Source organism: Pseudomonas sp. NPDC096917 (assembly GCF_044762555.1).
Lineage (GTDB): Bacteria > Pseudomonadota > Gammaproteobacteria > Pseudomonadales > Pseudomonadaceae > Aquipseudomonas.
Genome location: NZ_JBIWEO010000015.1, coordinates 59,393 through 76,024 on the forward strand (window position 1 = coordinate 59,393; position 16,632 = coordinate 76,024).

Genomic DNA, 16,632 nt, shown 5'->3' on the forward strand with positions numbered 1-16,632 from the left:
TCGCAGTCTGCGGCTGCTCCCACAAGGAAGTAACGGCTAGACGTTTTTCCGGGGCACCCAGCTATCGAGCAATGCCGCCAGCTCTTCGCGCCGGAATGGCTTGGCCAGATAGTCATTCATGCCTGCGCAACGGCAGCGTTCACGTTCGTCGGGCATGGCATTGGCCGTCAAGGCAACGATGGGTAAGTCAGGCCAGCGCCCGCTTTGGCGGATCTGCCGGCTGGTCTCGTAGCCGTCCATCACCGGCATGTTGCAGTCCATCAGCACCAGATCAAAATCGCTCTGTTTCAATTGATTCAGGGCTTCGCCGCCATGAGCCGCTATGACCACCTCGCAGCCCAATTTGCTGAGCATGCCCTTGGCCACCAGTTGGTTGACCGGGTTGTCTTCGACCAAAAGAATGCGCGCCCGATGCTCGACCGGTGCTCGGCTGACGAGAACGCTTGGGTGCTCCTCGTCCTCTTTCTGGAGCAAATGCTGCAAGGTTTCATAAAGCGTGTGCCGGGACAGTGGCCGGGCCTTTTGCAGCAAAGGGGCGAGCGCGTTGACTTGATCGCCGGGCATAAAGTTGCCATAGGCGGTGACCAGCAAAATAGGTGCGTTGATAGCCGGTCGCAGTCCAAACAGGCATTCCGGGCAGTCAGTAATCAGCAGATGAGGCTCAACACCTGCCAAGGATTGGTCCAGGGAGTAGCGTTGATATTCCAGGCCCCACAGTGGCAGGTAGCTGTTGAGTAACTCACTCAGGCCGCTGCTGGCGGCACTCACCGCCACCACTCGCCCCGACAGCGGCTTGTAGATGATCGCAGGCGTATGGCTGGGCAAGGGCAGCTCGGCGCAAAATTGGCTGCCGAATCCGATTTCCGAGCTGATGGTCAGGCGCCCTTGCATGGCTTCGCACAGGCTGCGGGTCAATGCCAGCCCCAGGCCGGTGCCGCCAAACTGCCGAGTAATCCCGGCTCCGGCCTGGGTGAAAGGCCTGAATATGCGCGCCTGGGCTTCCTGTGCGATTCCAATGCCGGTGTCACACACTTCAATGTGCACCTGATTGTTGTGCATGCTCAGGCGCACATCGACGCGTCCAAAGCGGGTGAATTTCAGGGCGTTGGACAGCAGGTTGCTGACAATCTGGCGCACGCGAGTCGGGTCGCCCAGCACCAGCGCCGGGAAGCTCGGGTGGATCAGGCATGTCAGTTCTACGCTTGGGGCGGCATTTTGCGAGAGCAGCTTGGCCGTGTCTTCAATCAAGGTGCCAAGATCGAAGGCGATATGTTCCAGCTCTAATTGCCCGGCATCGAATTTTGACAGGTCGAGAATGTCATTGAGCAACTCGACCAATACCTTGCCCGAGTCATGGGCAATCGACAGTTGCTGGTGCTGTTCGGCGTTCAGCGGGCTGTCCAGACACAGTGCGAGCATGCCCAGCAGACCGTTCAGCGGCGTGCGTATTTCATGGCTCATGTTGGCCAGAAAGGCGGCCCGGGCCTGGGCCATTTCCAGGGCCGTGCTGCGAGCAGCTTTGAGTTCATCGTTGGATTGGCTAAGCCGGGTGTTGATCGCTTCAAGCTCTTGCGTGCGAGCCGAGACAATGTTTTCCAACTGAGCCAAATACTCGGTCAGGCGATTTTCCGCCGCGCGCCGTTGTTCGATTTCGCGGGTCATGGCCTCAAACTGCTGATTGGCGGCGTTGACCAGCACACCAATTTCGTCATCTTCATGCCCGGGCGGGCAGTGGATGCGCGATGGGTTCGGGTCGCCGGGCTTGCTGAGGCTGAGCTCACGGATGACCCGCACCAGTGGGCGGGTCAGCATCACGTAAAACAGCCCCAGCAGAATGAACGTCAGGAGAAAACTGCGGACAAAACCGCTAAGCAGCGTGACTTCGGCACGTTGCAGGAATCGAGCCCCAAAGGGATAGGTGTCCACTTCAAGGTGCAATTCGCCCACGCTTTGTTCGGGCAGGTGATTGAAGTAGAGCCGGTCGTCGAAGGTTCGCGTTTCGCCAAACAGAAAGTCACTCAATGCACGATAGCGTCCGCCTTCAGGCGAGTCTCGAACAAAGGCCAAGGTGTTTTTATCGTTGTCGCTGATTTGCGCGCCGGTGATGGCGGGCGAGCTCAGCAGGCCCATCACCAGTTCTTGTGCGAGTTCTGAGTCGAGGTTGTAGGCAATACGCGATGCCGGGTTGTGACTGATATCCAGCAGGGATTGGATTTCCCGATTGATGGCGGCGTTTTCACTGGCATAATCGATGCCGATTTGAAGCAGGCTGAGCACCGTCCCCAGAGCAAAACCGACCAACACTGTCAGTCTTGCTTGCTTGAAAGACAGACGATGGTTGAATTTTATGTCCATTAGGTACTGCACCTGTTTCCATTCCCTTACGGCGGGCAAGAATAGTCGATGTCTGGGGTAACTTGCTGGCACACGTTCAGTTTTTTCAAATAGCCCGCATGAATCACAGCATGGGCGGGCGCTTAGCATACGTCGTGTCCATGTGCTGTAGCCGCGTATCAGACTGAGGAGATGATGTGGATTCTAAACTGAGTGCTTTCCTGGAGCGGGCCGAATCGGTGCTTGCGCGCCTCGAACCCTTGTTGCCAGCGCCTCGCGAGGCGGTAGAGTGGGACAGTTGCCTGGCCGCTCGTTGGCAACGTGAAGGTCGTTCGGGTTACCTGCTGGCGTTGGACGTCAGTCTTGAGATGCGCCTGACTGACCTGATTGGCGTCGATAACCAGCGCGATCAGCTGGGACGCAACACCAAGCAGTTTCTCGACGGTCTGCCCGCTAACCATGCCTTGCTGTGGGGCTCGCGTGGCACCGGCAAGTCTTCCCTGATTCGTGCATTGCTCGCCGAGTATGCGGGCGCAGGTCTGCGGCTGATTGAAATCGAACGTGACCATTTGGCGGATCTGCCACGTGTGGTCGAGCAACTGCAAGGTTTGCCTCAGCGTTTTGTGCTGTTTTGCGATGACTTGTCATTTGAAGCGGGCGAGGGCGATTACCGGGTGCTGAAAAGTGTGCTCGACGGCTCGCTGGAGCAAGCGCCGGATAACGTCTTGCTCTACGCCACCTCGAACCGTCGGCACCTGGTGCCGGAAAAAGAAAGCGATAACGAGCACTGGAAGAACGTCGATGGCGAGCTTCATCCCAGTGAGGCCGTTGAAGACAAGATTGCCTTGTCCGACCGCTTCGGGCTCTGGCTGTCGTTTTACCCTTTTACTCAGGAACACTTCCTGAACGTGGTTGAACACTGGATCAACGTACTGGCCCGCAAGGCCGGTTTGCAGTGGCAACGTGATGAGGCGCTGGATATTTTGGCCGTGCGCTGGGCAACCGGACGCGGCAATCGTAATGGCCGCTGCGCGTATCAGTTCGCGCGCTACTGGGTTGGATTGAAATTGTTGGAGCAAACGAATGATTGATTTAAATGCCACGGGCGCAGGCCTGGACGGTTACACCCTGCTGCAAGCGCAACTGGAGTCTTTGCTGGCGGATGAGCGAGACTTTATCGCCAACGCGGCGCAGTTTTCGGCGTTTTTGTTCAGTCAGCTCGATGACTTGAACTGGGCGGGGTTCTACCTCAATCGCAACGAGGAACTGGTGCTGGGGCCGTTTCAGGGCCAGATCGCCTGTGTGCGCATTCCTTTTGGGCGGGGTGTATGCGGGGCTGCGGCGGCCAGCAGGCAGACCCAGCGAGTTGAAGATGTGCACGCCTTCCCAGGGCACATTGCCTGCGACAGCGCCTCCAACAGTGAGTTGGTGGTGCCCTTGATCAAGGACGGGCGCCTGATCGGTGTGTTGGACCTGGACAGCCCGAGCATCGGCAGATTTACCGAGCAAGACCAGCAGGGGGTTGAAGCGCTGGCGGCGATTTTCCTGCGCTTGAGCGAGTGCTGATCACGGTTTGGCTCAGTCAACCCCGGCCTTGACCAGCAGCGCGTCGATGTTGACCGTGTCGATTTGCTGCGGTTCAAGGTACTGCCGGGCATATTGCATAAAGATGTGCTCGCGCACAAACAGCTCAAACAGCGACGGGTCAATGTGCCCGTCATGGCACATGCCCGCCATGATGTTCAGTGCCTCATTCAAGGTTTTGCCCCGTTTGTAGGGGCGGTCCGAGGCGGTCAGGGCTTCGAAAATATCGGCAATCGCCATCATCCGCGCCGCGAGGCTCATGTCTTCTCGGCGCAGACGTTTTGGATAACCCTTGCCATCCATTCGCTCGTGATGCCCGCCCGCTATTTCGGCAATATTGCCCAGGTAGCTGGGGAAGGGCAGGCGGCTGAGCATCAGAATGGTTTGCACAATGTGGTTGTTGATGATGTAGCGCTCTTCCGAGGTCAAGGTGCCGCGGGTGATGCTCAGGTTGTACAACTCGCCGCGATTGAACTTGTACTGCGGGACATCCAGTTTGAAACCCCATGGGTTGTCACTGTCGATCAGTTCGGATTCTTCGCGTATGAACAAATGTTCGGGCTTATCCGCCAGCAATGATTCGGTGACGGGAAGGCTTTGGGCTTCACGCCTGGCCTGACGGGCGTTCTCTTCCCACGACACGCCCAACCGATCATCCAGGGTACGGGTCCAGGTTTGCCCGGCGATGTGTTTCAAGCGCTCCAGATCCGCCTCTGCCATCGCTTCACCGCCGACATTACTGCGCGCCACAAAGGCAAAATCGTCATCCAGCGCCGCCAGGCGGGCGTCACGCTGATCAGCCAGTGCTTGATCGCTGCCACCTTGGGCAAGGGCTTGCCAGTAGCTGATCCAGGCGTCGCGTTTGAGCACCTCAAATCGCGTGCGAATTTCGTGAATGCGGTCGTAGATGGTTTCAAGTTTGGTGGCCTTATCGACCACATACTCAGGCGTCGTGACTTTGCCGCAATCGTGCAGCCAGGCGGCTATGTGCAGGGCTTCCCACTCTTCATCCGTTGGGTTGTACAGCGCAAAATTCGGGTCCTGGCTCTGCTCTGCAGCCTTGGCCAGCATAAAGGTCAACTCGGGAACCCGCTGACAGTGGCCGCCGGTGTAAGGACTTTTGGCGTCGATGGCCCCGGCCAGCAGTTGAATAAAGGCTTTGAGCAGTTGCTTTTGGCGCTCTTGCAGGCGCTGACTTTCAATCGACACAGCCGCTGCACCCGAAACGGCTTTGATAAATGCAATGCGTTCTGCGCTCAGCGGCTCCTCATTGCTGCTGGTGTCGCTGTTGTTGAGGATCAGCGCGAGCACGCCGACGGTTTCGCTGTGGCGGTTATGCAGCCGGATGCCAATGACATGAATGCTTTGGCTGTCGAGCGCCTGCATCACGGGCAGCAAGTTCCCCGCCTGCTCGAGGCCAAGCGCACACACCACGCTGTCCTGGCCTGCACTCAGCGTGCGCAGCCATGTCGGGGTCTGATCGTCCTGCGGATTGATCGTGCTATGGCCCAGAATGTCCAGATTTTGCGCTTTGCCATCAATGATCAGGCCTTTGAGTTCCAGGTCGGTGTTGTCGTTTTCCGTGAGATAGATCAACCCCGCCTGCGCTTGTCCGATCTTGATCATTTCAACCAGCACCGATTGCAGCAAGGGCTCAAACCGGGTATGTGCCGAGAGGCTGGCGGTAATTTCAAAGAAGCTCGCGAGGGTTTCTTTCATTCGCCGCATCGACGCGGCCAACTGGTCGATTTCAAGCACCGGTGATTGTTGCTGGATCGGGTATTTGAAGTCGAAACGACGAATCGCGTTGGCCTCTTGCACCAGCCCTTTCAAGGGTTTGACCAGCAGTCGAGAGGTCAACCAACCCAATGGCAAGCACAGCAGTAACACCGCCAGAGCCACCAAAGTACCTTCCCAGCGCAGGCGATAAGCATCTGCCAACAACTCGTCCTCGGGTACCATCAAGGCCAATTGCAGGCCGTTGGAGCCGCCATCGTCCACCTTGGTCAATGAGACGATCCACTGGCGCTGTCCGTCATCAAGGCGTTGGTTGGCGTCTTCCCCTTGCTTGATCAGCAGATTGAGGGCCGGACTGAGTGATGTGACCTTGGCCAGTTGTGTGGAGCCAGGCCCAGAGAGTAGTTTGCTGGCGTCCGGGTACGCCACCACTTGCCCGTCGTTATCAAACAGTACGATTTGTGTGCTGGGCGTAATCAAGTGTTTGGCGAGGGTGCTGGACAGCTCTGACAGGGTCAGGTCTGCGCCCATTATGGTCTTCGCTGAACCACGTTTGGACAGTGTTGTACCGATTTCATGAGTGGAGAAAAACACGTAAGGGCTGGTGGTGGACTGGTTGATGCTGCTGCGGCTTGGGATAAACCAGCTGCGATCACGCGGGTCATAGGTTTCATGCGGGTTACTGAGCTGTGACAGCAAAGTCAGGGTCTCATCAAAAAACAGCCTTTGCGACACGCCACCTTCGGTTTGGCCTGAGCGCTGAACGGACCAGACTTCATAAGCGGCTTGCGGCGGGGCGTTTTGACGCGCCCTGCTGGCCTCATTGCGTAAAGGCCTGACTTGGAAAAAATTGCCCTGGTTATCCGCCAGGTACAGCGATGAGAGCGCGGGGGCGTCATTGAGTGCTTGCACAAAGGGTTGCAGCAGCTCGAGGCGGGACTCGAACCGGTCTGTCGGCACGGTTGGATGAAGCGCCAGCAAATTTAAAGTGTTTCGAATCGGCTGATAGGTGTTTAGCAGGTCTAACTGCACATCCTGTTCGATCTGTTTGAACAGCTTCTGGCTGCTGTCAAGGATGATGCGGGTGTTTTGCATATAGTTGAAAACACCCAGAGCTACGCCCATCAGCACCAGCAATAAAGTGAACACCACACTGATGTGTATGTGCAGAGGGAACCGACGCTTACTGGCGGGCATGTTCAAAGGCATGGGAGATCTCTGCAAGTGTCAGGATACCGATGCGTTCAAGCATAGTAAGTCGTGGCCAATTTGCCCTTAAATTGGCCCTGCGGTAGAGGGCACGATTCAGGTGCCCTCGGTCAGTCGGGCCAGTTCACGCAGTAATGCGCGTTCAAGCGTGTGCATGGCTTGCTGTACCTTATTGCTGCGGGCCAGGAGTGTCGTCAACTCCGCCTGTTCGAGCGCCTCACAGTGATTGATCAGATCGTGAGCGCCGACAATTCTGGCTGCGCCTTTTATTCGGTGAGCAATGCTCTGAAAAGGTTCCAGCCCATCCTTGAGGCTCAGCTCAAGGAGCGTCTTGAGGTCCAGTCGATTACTGCGCACCAGCTCTTCAAGCAACTGCTTTAAGTGCGAGTCATTTTTGCCGGCAAGTGAGTAGATTATTTCAACATTGAGCACGTCTGCTGTGCAGGGGGCGGGATCCAGTGCGCTCAGGCGCTGGCTCAGCAGGATCAGGCTGATCGGTTTAAACAGGCAGTCGTCCATGCCGGCCAGCTTGCACCGCTGGCGCTCTTCAGGTTGCGCATTGGCTGTAAACCCCAGAATGGTGCAGGGCGCGCGGTCGCAGTCTTGCTCGAGCTGGCGAATAGTGCGCGTCAAGTCATAACCGTTCATGATCGGCATGTTGCAGTCTGCAATCACCAGGTCGAACACCTCTTGCTTCCACAGTTCCAGCCCTGCTGCTCCATTGTGAGCGGTGGTGAAACGATGCCCCAGGAAGCCCAGTTGCTGGCACATCAACAAACGATTGGCCGGATGATCATCCACCACCAGTACGTTCAACTGACGAGTGGCGGGGGTTATGACGGGCTCTTGGGTGACGGCTGCGAGGCAAGACGCCAAGGCCGACACCTTAAGCCTGATTTGAACCTGGGTGCCGACATTGGGCTGGCTGCTCAGCTTGAGCGTACCGCCCATCATTTCGCATAGGCTGCGGCAGATCACCAGGCCGAGGCCTGCGCCGCTGAGGGCCAGTTGCCCGCTGTTTTCGGCCTGAGAGAAGGGTTCAAACAATCGCGCCTGATCGAGTTCGCTGATGCCGATGCCGGTGTCCGTCACGCTTAACTGCAGCTCCACCTGCTCCGGTGTCTCGGCAGGCAGCATATTGAGTTGCAGCGTGACCTGGCCGCGCTCGGTGAACTTGATCGCGTTGCTCACCAGATTGGTCAGGATCTGTTTGAAGCGAAGAGGATCGATCAGTACGTCGGGCTCACTGTCCAGCGGGTTGAATATCAGCGAGAGGCTAAGGCTCTTTTGTCGTGCCAGGCCATCGAAGACCCGAACCACCGAATGGGTCAGTTCACGCAGATTGACGCGCTCCGGGCAGAGGTTAAGGCGCCCGGACTCAATCCGGGCGATGTCGAGAATGTCCCCGATCAGTTCCAGCAAATCTTTGGCCGAGTTGTAGGCGACTTCGATCGAAGGGCGGTCAAAATGACCGCTATCGGCACGTTTCAGGCTCAGTTCAAGCATGCCGATGACCGCGTTCATCGGTGTGCGGATCTCATGGCTCATGGTTGCCAGAAAGGTGCTTTTGGCCCGGTTGGCGTCATCAGCCTGCTCTTTGGCGGCGCGCAGTTCATCCATCAGTTGGCGTCGGTCGCTGATATCGATCCAGCCGCCGATTATGCCCTGTACTTCACCCAGCGAGTCCCGGTAAGGCAGGACCCAGTGGTAGATGGTTTGGGTCTTGCCGCCGATCTGCAGCGGGCGATCAACGATAAGCGGGGTCCCTTCACGCATGACCCTCAAGTAGTCAGCCTGATAGTCATGCGCTTCATAGGCATTGCTGAGGAGGCTTTGGGTCTGCATCACGTCTTTGCCGATGACGTCTTCGCGCTTGGCTGAAAAGGCGTTCAGGTAGCTGTCGTTGCAGGTTTGCAGAATGCAGGCGCGGTCACGCACGTAAATCGGATGCGGCGTGCCATTGACCAGCGCACGCATGAACTCAAACTGATCGCTGAGGGCGCGTTCAGCCTTTTTTCGCTGGTTGATCTGGCGCCGCATGTAGGCATTCCAGACCAGTGACAGCAGCAGCAACAGGCTGGTGCCAATAATGATCTGGTAAATCAGGCGATGGTAATTGCGCCAATAACTGTCAGAGGCCGGAACATAACCGCGCCAGCGGCTGTTGATGATCCCCAGTTCATCGGGGGCAATGCTCAGCAGTGCCTTGTTGAGGATAGCGGCGAGTTCGGGGGCATCGCGGGCGGTGGCGAGAGAAAACGTCGCGGGTTGAGTGCCCAATGTGGCGCTGATCTGCAATCGGTCTTGAAACAATTGCGAGGCGAGCAGGTAGTTGGCAATCACCAGCGTATTGACCGCACCTTCTGCTTTGCCTTCGGCCAGCAATTGCGTGGCTTGATAAATATCGTCCGTCTCGACCAGTGTGATCCGCGGGTGTTCTGTGCGCAGGTATTCGGTCAAGGGGTTGCCCTGGGTCAAGGCCAGGCGTTTACCGGCCAGTTGGTCGAGGCTGGTGGGTTGCTCAGCGCCTTTGGCCGTGAGCAAGACAAAAGAGTTTTCGAGATAAGGTCGGCTGAAGGTCAGGGCGCTTTCTCGCGAGGCAGACGGGCTGATGGCCGAGATAATGTCGGTATCGTGGCGCTGGATCATCTGAATCATGGTGTTGAGGCTGCGCTCGCGCTGAATCTTGAAGCGCAGTCCGGTACGCAGGCGAATAACTTCCAGCAGATCAGCGGTAATGCCCCTGAAATTGCCTTCGGTATCAAAAAAGGTCAGCGGTGCCAGTGTTTCATTGACCACCACGTTGACTACCGGGTGTTTGATCAGCCAGCTCTGCTCACGCTCAGTGAGCTGAAGTTTCTGGTCGGTCAGCAACAGATCACTGCCTGCGTTCCAGCGCTTGGCAATGCTTTCTCGTTCGCTGTTGGGTACAGCGCGCAGAGTGGCGTTGATAATGTCGAGCAGTTGCGGGTTGTCGCGGCGTACAGCAAAGCTGAAACCATAAGCTTCATGCTTGCCAAAATTAGCCATCTTGATGTTTGTCAGGTAGCCCTTGTTGATCATGTAATGGGTGGAGATGGTGTCCCCCAAAAAAACATCCGCCTCATCGAACGCCACCGAATTGATTGCGTTTTGATAAGACGGGTAGGACTGGATGATGGCTTTGGGGTAAAGCGCCTTGACCTCTTCCAGTGGCAAGTAGTGGTAAACCATGCTCAGGCGCAGGCCTTCCAGACCTTGAGAGAGAGAGCGGGTCTCCCCCTCTCGGGTGACCAATACCGGTTGGTCGATAGCGTAGGGCGTTGAAAGCAGCAGGTTTGAGTGGGCGGCTTCAAACCCATTGGACGTGCCGAGCAAGTCGATGCTGCCGTCTTCAAGTGCCTTGATGGCGGCGTCTCGAGTAGGGAAGCGTTGAACCTTGATCGACACGTTCAGGGCTTTGGCCAGGATGCCGACGTAATCAGCGGTGAAACCTTCGTAGTCTTGACCGCTGACGGTCATGTCAAAGGGCGGATAGTCCGGACTGGATGTACCGACCCGCAGTTCGCGCTTTTCTTGTAGCCAGTAACGCTGTTGTTTGTCCAGCGGGACTTCCATGTGATAGGTGCCCGAGCGGCTGAGTAAGGCAAAGTTTTCAGTCCGGGGTAACTCGGCGAACACGGGTGTACACAGGATTAATCCTGCGAGTAAAGAGAGGTAATGATTTAACCGCGTGGGCATCCTGTTTCTCACACTAAGGCGTTGCGTTTTGCCAGTTCGATAAGGTCGACCAGGGAATTGGCTTTCAGTTTTTGCATGAGCCGCTTTTTATAAGTGCTCACGGTTTTATTACTAAGAAACATGCCGGTGGCTATTTCCTTGTTAGTTTTCCCTTGTGCAAACAGCTTCAGGACCATGAGTTCCCGGTCGTTGACTGATTTAAATAACTCGAGTTCCGAAGAGTTTTCATCGCCCGGTTTTTCAGGAGTCAATGCTTGACTGGGGAAGTAATTGTAGCCAGAAAATACAGCTTTTATTGCGCTGACAAGTTCGTTTAGTTCTTCTTGTTTGCACACATATCCGGCCGCGCCCGACTGCATGCAGCGCATGGCAAAAAGGGCCGGTGACTGGGCCGTCAGGACCAGGGTTTTTAGGGTTGAATTCATTGCGTTAAAACGTGCTAACACTTCCAGGCCGTCGAGTTTCGGAATGCTGATATCGAGAATAATCAGATCTGGGACACATTCGCGGATCATTTGCATCGCATCTACGCCATTGTCGGTTTCGCCGACTATTTCATAACCCTCATGTTCTAACAACATGCGAATAGCCAGGCGGATTACCGGATGGTCGTCGACAATAAAAATCGTGTTCATATTAAATTCCCTTAAAGAGCTGCATGGAAAGCGCGCACCTTAGCTCAGATGTATGAGCGGGAACACGAAGGGGGCAGCCTACAAACGTAGTATGGGAATATTCCTACGTTAAATAAGGCGTGAACTCACGATTTGTTAGAGGGGAAGAGGCTATTTAATATCGTGCTGAATCGTTTGTTTGGTGCTGGGTTGCAAGTGGTTTTATGTGTCCCTGGCTATATTAGGAATATTCCTACGAGTTGTTTTATTTTTGCTTCGGGTTATTTACATCAAGAAATAAGTATATGAGCACCCTGGCTGTATGTTTGGGTAAAGATGCCGAGGGTTAAAACAGCAGGGTTAATCGCCAGCGATTTTGCGCTACGCCCACCCCTGTTTCCAAGGGTGGGCACACTTCAGACGGGACTGGAGCGACCGGTCATTTCTCTGGCCATCTGCGTGGCATAGCTGTCGGTCATGCCTGCAATAAAGTCGATGATGCGCATAAACGAGCGATGCAGTGACCAATCAGCAGCAGGGGCGTTATTGCCCAGCAAATCAAGAATACGTCGATTCTTGAACGACAGGGGCTTCTGACCATGTTGCTCCAGAGCTGCGCCGCAAAAGGCATTTAGCAGGATTTCCAGCGTGGTGTAGGCGCCAATCTCATGCAGGGTTTTGCGTTTGTCCTGGAAGATTTTCTTGCGCGCCATGTCTTTGGCATCCAGCACGCAGCGCTTGGCCGTGCCATGCATGTGTTCGACCAGGTCTCCCGGCAGGGTGCCGGCCAGCAGCGCGTCTTGCTGCTCGACAAAGGCGCGGGCTGCGGCGTTGGTCAGGTGTTCAATGGCCTTGCCCCGCAGAATTGCCAGCTTGCGTCGTTGGGAATCCTGGGGGCCGAGTTGGCGATAGGTCTCAGGCAGGTCTTCGCCCACCAGATTCAGCAGCAGGGACTCGACCTCGACGTACTGCAGCAGGTCCATTTCCAGGCCGTCTTCAAGGTCGATCAGCGCGTAGCAGATGTCATCAGCCGCTTCCATCAGGTACACCAGAGGGTGGCGTGCCCAGCGCTGGTCTTCTATCTGTGGCAGGCCCAGTTTGTGGGCAATGTTTTCCAGCAGATGAAGTTCGCTTTGATAACACCCGAACTTATGCTTTTTGTACCCCAGAGAGTCAGCATGGCGCGCAGTCCACGGGTACTTGAGAAAAGTGCCCAGCGTGGCGTGGGTCAGGCGTGTGCCACCATCGAACTGATGATATTCAAGTTGGGTGAGTACCCTGAAACCTTGTGCGTTGCCTTCAAAACTCAAGAAGTCGTTACGCTCGGCTTCACTCATGTCATCTAGCCAGCCCTTGCCAGCGGCCTGCTGGAACCAGTTGCGGATGGCGTCCTCGCCGGAGTGGCCAAAGGGCGGGTTGCCGATGTCGTGGGCCAGGCAAGCAGATTGCACCACCATCCCCAGATCAGCGGGGTCGCACCATTCGGGCAAGGTGCTGCGTATGGTTTCACCGACTCGCATGCCCAGTGAGCGGCCTACGCAACTGACTTCAAGCGAGTGGGTGAGTCGAGTATGGATATGGTCGTTACTGTTGACCGGGTGCACCTGGGTTTTACGTCCCAGACGGCGAAAGGCGCCAGAAAAAATAATCCGGTCGTGATCTTTGTGAAAAGGACTGCGCCCGAGTTCTTCGGTGCCGTGGTGAGGTTTTCCAAGACGTTCGCGGTTAAGCAGGGTTTGCCAATCCAAGGCGCAGTGCTCCGTCAATGACTGATGAGCCAGCTTCGCGCTTCACGCTGCATGGCGCAAGGTGCACAGGGTTTCAAATGGGGCCTGAGGATGTCTACAAACCGTGAATGCGGCTGAACGTGTAGTCGCTGTTGCAGGCTGCGATAAGGACCGCAGGTGCTTCAAGGTAACGGGTGGCTCCGCAACCCTTCGCAGCCTTCGTCAGCGACCACTGCCGTTTTTTGGCTCAAGGCTTGCGCGATGAACCCTGGATAACCAGTTTGATCAGCGGCAACAGGCTGGTGGTGAGCCCGATTAAGCGGGGCATGCCTCCAGCCCCTTTGCTTTTAGCGCCCTTGCCGGTCAGAAAACCGAGCAGGGTGACAAGCCCGACGCCCCACAGGGGCCCGTGCTTGATTCCCAGGTTTTCTTGCCAGTTGGTGGTCATGCCGCGCATTTTTTGCAGCGGCTCCATAAGCTGTTGGGTTTCATGACGAATCTCCTGGCGATGCATTTCCATGCGCAGGCGAATCAACATTTTGCGCATTTCGCGGCGCGAGGGGTTGTGCGGCATTTCAGGCAGGCTCATGGCATCAAACGCTCGCGGTCTTTGGCCAGCTCTTCGAGCGTGGCGTTGAAAGGAGAGGACTCATCGAACACCGCCGCTTTAAGGCGCAAGCCGCAGAACACCGCTGCCAGTGCATAAAACACGCAGAGCCCGATAATGCCGGCCAGGCGGTAACTGTCCCACAGCACAATCAATATCAGCGCCGACAGGCCGATCAGCAGCAACAGCCCGAATACCAGTGCCAGCCCGGCAAACAACAACAGGCTGACCGTGCGCGCTTTTTGTTCTTGCAGTTCTATGCCCAGCAACTCGACGTGGCTGTGCAGCAGGCCCAGAAACGCGGCACCCAGGCGCCGCGGTGAGGAACGGGAGCCGGATTCTTCGTTACTCATATCAGCGCCGGGTAGCCAACAGGCCAATCAAAAAGCCGATCCCGGCGGCAATGCCGACTGACTGCCACGGGTTTGCCTGAACATAATCTTCAGTGGCGGCGACGGCGGCTTCACCACGCTCTTGCAACGACTCTTTGGTCTGTTCCAGAGACTCGCGGGCATTGAGCAGGCTCAGCTTGATCTGTGCACGCAATTCGTCTGCCTGTTCGCCAGCCAACGAAGCACTGTGTTCCAGCAGGCGTTCAGTGTCGTTGACCAAGGTCTGTAAATCGGCCTTGAGGATTTCTTGAGCATTCTTTGCTGTTTTGCGGGCCATGGTTAACTCCGTGTGTGGCTTCTTGATGGTTCGAGTGTAGGCATTCGCTGAAGGTTCACTGCAAATCTTCACTTCAGGCAACGACTCTGAGCAGTCAATGCCCTGAAACGCAGAGCCTAGACCGTTTAGACCCGAAGACGCGTGAAACCTTACCTTAAATTATTCGCCTTCGCGGGTAAAACCTGGTCCGTCACGCGAGTCAGGGGTTTCAAAGCAGCCTTCGAGCAAGTGGTAGCGATTATGGCGAACCTCATCCACGCGCTGGCGCACGGTTTTTTCAGGCAGTCCGAGCAATATCAGCGCATGCGAAGCCAGCATCAAGCTGGACTCCAGCAATTCGGGCACCACTTCGGTGGCCCCGGCCGCTTTGAGTTCGACGAGTTTGCTGTCATCGCGGGTTCTGACCAGTACCGGCACATCGAGGGTAATCAGCCGGGCCTCTTTAAGCACACTCATTGCAATATCGCTGTTGTCCACCGCGATCACCAGCAGGCGTGCACGGTCCAAGCCTACAGCCCGGAGTAAATCACCCCGTCGGGCGTCACCGTAATGCACCGAATTTTCGGTTTTGGTGGCCTCTTGAATCCGGTCCGGATCGTAGTCCAGAGCGATGAATTCCTGGTTTTCGCGGCGTAGAAAGCGCCCGATGGACTGACCGACGCGGCCGTAGCCACAGATCACGACATGCCCCTGCAACTCGGCACTTTGCGCGGCGATTTCTTCCAGCTCGGCTTCTTCATTCGACTTGCGGTGCAGGCTGGCAGCGATTTGTGGTGCGGCGCGCAGCAGCAAGGGGGTGAGCAGCATCGAACAGAAGGTGGCCGCGAGCAAATAAGGCGCGTCTTCAGACGGGATCAGCGCATTGAGTTGCATTTGTGCCATCAGTGCAAAGCAGAACTCACCGCCTTGAGCCAGCGCCAGGCCGCTTCGCCATGCCGTTTCTGCGTCGCTGCCGCGCAGTTTGACCAGAGTCGCTACCACGCACCCCTTGATCAGCATCAGGGTCAGCGTGAGGCCCAGAATCAGGAAGCCGTGGTGCAGAAATAATTGCAGGTCGATGAGCATGCCAATGCTGACGAAAAACAGCCCCAGCAGAATGTCGCGAAAGGGCCGGATGTCGGCTTCAATCTGATGCCGGTAATGGCTCTCGCCCAGTAGCATACCGGCGAGGAACGCGCCCAGCGCGGGCGACAGGCCCAATAAATGGGTGAGCCATGCTGTGACCAGCACAATCACCAGGGCCAGCAACACAAACAGCTCGGCAGAACGCGAGGCCGCCACTTCATGGAACAGACGCGGCAGCAGTAGGCGGCTGGTGATGAGCAGGCCGACAAACAAAATCACGGTTTTGCCCAAGGTCGTCGGCAAGGCCCAATACCAGGCTTGGTCGCTGCTGCCTGCAAACACCGGCACCAGCGTCAGCAGCAATACCGCTACGACGTCTTGAAACAGCAACACGCCAATAGCGTTTTGGCCATGACGACTAAAGATTTCCCCGAGGCTGGTCAGCTCTTTGCTGACGATGGCCGTGGACGACAAGGCAAGGCCGGCACCGAGCAGGAGCGCGCTGTTGGTGCTCATCCCAAACGCATACAGCAGCCCGCCCAGCACCACTGTCGTGCCTAAGACCTGCAAACTGCCGAGGCCAAACACCACGCGCCGCAGCTTGAGCATCTTGGGCAGCGAGAATTCCAGGCCCAGCGAAAACAGCAAAAACACCACCCCCAACTCGCCGAGGTCCGGCAGGTCCGGGCTGTCATTGACCCAGTTCAGCGCGGTCGGGCCAATGAACAGGCCCACACACAAATAACCCAGTACTGGCGGCAGTTGCAGGCGTCGAAACAGGGCAATGACCACCAGTGACGAGGCAAGGATGATTAACAAATTGGCAAACACGAAAGTCTTCCTTGTCGGTTCGAATAAAAAAGCCGCGAGCATCCGGCAAATGGGCGGATGGGGCGCTGATGCAGGTCAGCCAGGCCGGTATTCATCAGATTAAATCGCAGGATGCTGAGCAAGCGTAGTCGCAAGCAGTACGGTAGGGCGACTCTATTGTTTAGCACCTTGGTTGGGTGGTGCGCGCAAACGGGTCGACGTGTTCGGGCAAGGCTCCTAAAATGAATGCCTATTTTATATAAGGTCATTATTGATGCCTCCCGAATGTCAGTTGTTCGGCACCTTGGGTTGCCATTTATGTGAATTGGCCGAAGACGTCGTGATGCCTTTGGTCCTCGACTGCGGGTTGATGGTTGAGCTGGTCGACATCGCGGACAGCGAGCAGACCCTTGAAGCCTATGGCTTGCGTATTCCGGTGTTGCGTCGTGGCGATACGGGCCAGGAGCTGGATTGGCCATTTGATACTGAGCAGGTGGCCAATTTTCTGCTGTAGACCTCGACGCTCGGTGCGCGATAATCGCGGGCTGCATTTCCT

The 16,632-nt window shown here is 56.4% G+C and carries 12 protein-coding genes; 3 read left to right on the top strand and 9 right to left on the bottom strand.

Features of this window, described 5'->3' with window-relative positions; genetic code table 11:
- Positions 1–36: 36 nt before the first annotated feature.
- Entirely contained in the window at positions 37–2,355 is a 2,319-nt protein-coding gene (locus ACIQYF_RS17875; RefSeq protein ID WP_402864483.1) for a response regulator, read from the bottom strand.
- Positions 2,356–2,531: 176 nt separating this feature from the next.
- On the opposite strand from ACIQYF_RS17875, the gene ACIQYF_RS17880 reads away from it, so the two are divergent.
- Together ACIQYF_RS17880 and ACIQYF_RS17885 are read left to right on the top strand one after the other, a co-directional pair.
- Entirely contained in the window at positions 2,532–3,425 is an 894-nt protein-coding gene (locus tag ACIQYF_RS17880) for an ATP-binding protein (RefSeq protein ID WP_402864485.1), read from the top strand.
- The gene (locus tag ACIQYF_RS17885) at positions 3,418–3,900 is read left to right on the top strand and encodes a GAF domain-containing protein (protein ID WP_019409300.1); all 483 of its coding nucleotides are present in this window, start codon (positions 3,418–3,420) and stop codon (positions 3,898–3,900) included. The genes ACIQYF_RS17880 and ACIQYF_RS17885 overlap by 8 nt, the downstream gene beginning before the upstream one ends.
- Positions 3,901–3,912: 12 nt before the next feature.
- Here the strand turns inward: ACIQYF_RS17885 and ACIQYF_RS17890 are convergent, their stop codons facing one another.
- The 8 genes from ACIQYF_RS17890 to ACIQYF_RS17925 all read right to left on the bottom strand — a co-directional run bounded on the left by ACIQYF_RS17890 (position 3,913) and on the right by ACIQYF_RS17925 (position 16,097).
- Complete coding sequence (locus ACIQYF_RS17890; RefSeq protein WP_402864488.1) at positions 3,913–6,864, bottom strand: HD domain-containing phosphohydrolase; 2,952 nt, start codon at positions 6,862–6,864, stop codon at positions 3,913–3,915.
- 96 nt (positions 6,865–6,960) lie between these two features.
- Positions 6,961–10,584: a transporter substrate-binding domain-containing protein gene (locus ACIQYF_RS17895; protein ID WP_402864490.1), complete on the bottom strand. Its 3,624-nt coding sequence runs from the start codon at positions 10,582–10,584 to the stop codon at positions 6,961–6,963.
- 8 nt (positions 10,585–10,592) lie between these two features.
- A complete protein-coding gene (locus tag ACIQYF_RS17900) occupies positions 10,593–11,219 on the bottom strand; it encodes a response regulator (RefSeq protein ID WP_402864492.1) in 627 nt (208 codons plus the stop codon).
- 395 nt (positions 11,220–11,614) lie between these two features.
- The gene (locus ACIQYF_RS17905) at positions 11,615–12,946 is read right to left on the bottom strand and encodes a deoxyguanosinetriphosphate triphosphohydrolase (RefSeq protein WP_402864494.1); all 1,332 of its coding nucleotides are present in this window, start codon (positions 12,944–12,946) and stop codon (positions 11,615–11,617) included.
- Positions 12,947–13,172: 226 nt separating this feature from the next.
- The gene (locus tag ACIQYF_RS17910) at positions 13,173–13,514 is read right to left on the bottom strand and encodes a hypothetical protein (protein ID WP_402864496.1); all 342 of its coding nucleotides are present in this window, start codon (positions 13,512–13,514) and stop codon (positions 13,173–13,175) included.
- Positions 13,511–13,885, bottom strand: coding sequence for a phage holin family protein (locus ACIQYF_RS17915; protein WP_402864498.1), 375 nt, complete (start codon positions 13,883–13,885; stop codon positions 13,511–13,513). Before ACIQYF_RS17915 ends, ACIQYF_RS17910 begins: the two co-directional genes overlap by 4 nt.
- Before the next feature lies 1 nt (position 13,886).
- Complete coding sequence (locus tag ACIQYF_RS17920) at positions 13,887–14,201, bottom strand: YqjD family protein (protein WP_402864500.1); 315 nt, start codon at positions 14,199–14,201, stop codon at positions 13,887–13,889.
- 159 nt (positions 14,202–14,360) lie between these two features.
- Positions 14,361–16,097: a cation:proton antiporter gene (locus tag ACIQYF_RS17925; RefSeq protein ID WP_402864502.1), complete on the bottom strand. Its 1,737-nt coding sequence runs from the start codon at positions 16,095–16,097 to the stop codon at positions 14,361–14,363.
- A 253-nt stretch (positions 16,098–16,350) separates the two neighbouring features.
- Between ACIQYF_RS17925 and ACIQYF_RS17930 the strand changes: the two genes are divergently transcribed.
- A complete protein-coding gene (locus ACIQYF_RS17930; RefSeq protein ID WP_402864504.1) occupies positions 16,351–16,590 on the top strand; it encodes a glutaredoxin family protein in 240 nt (79 codons plus the stop codon).
- Positions 16,591–16,632 lie beyond the last annotated feature (42 nt).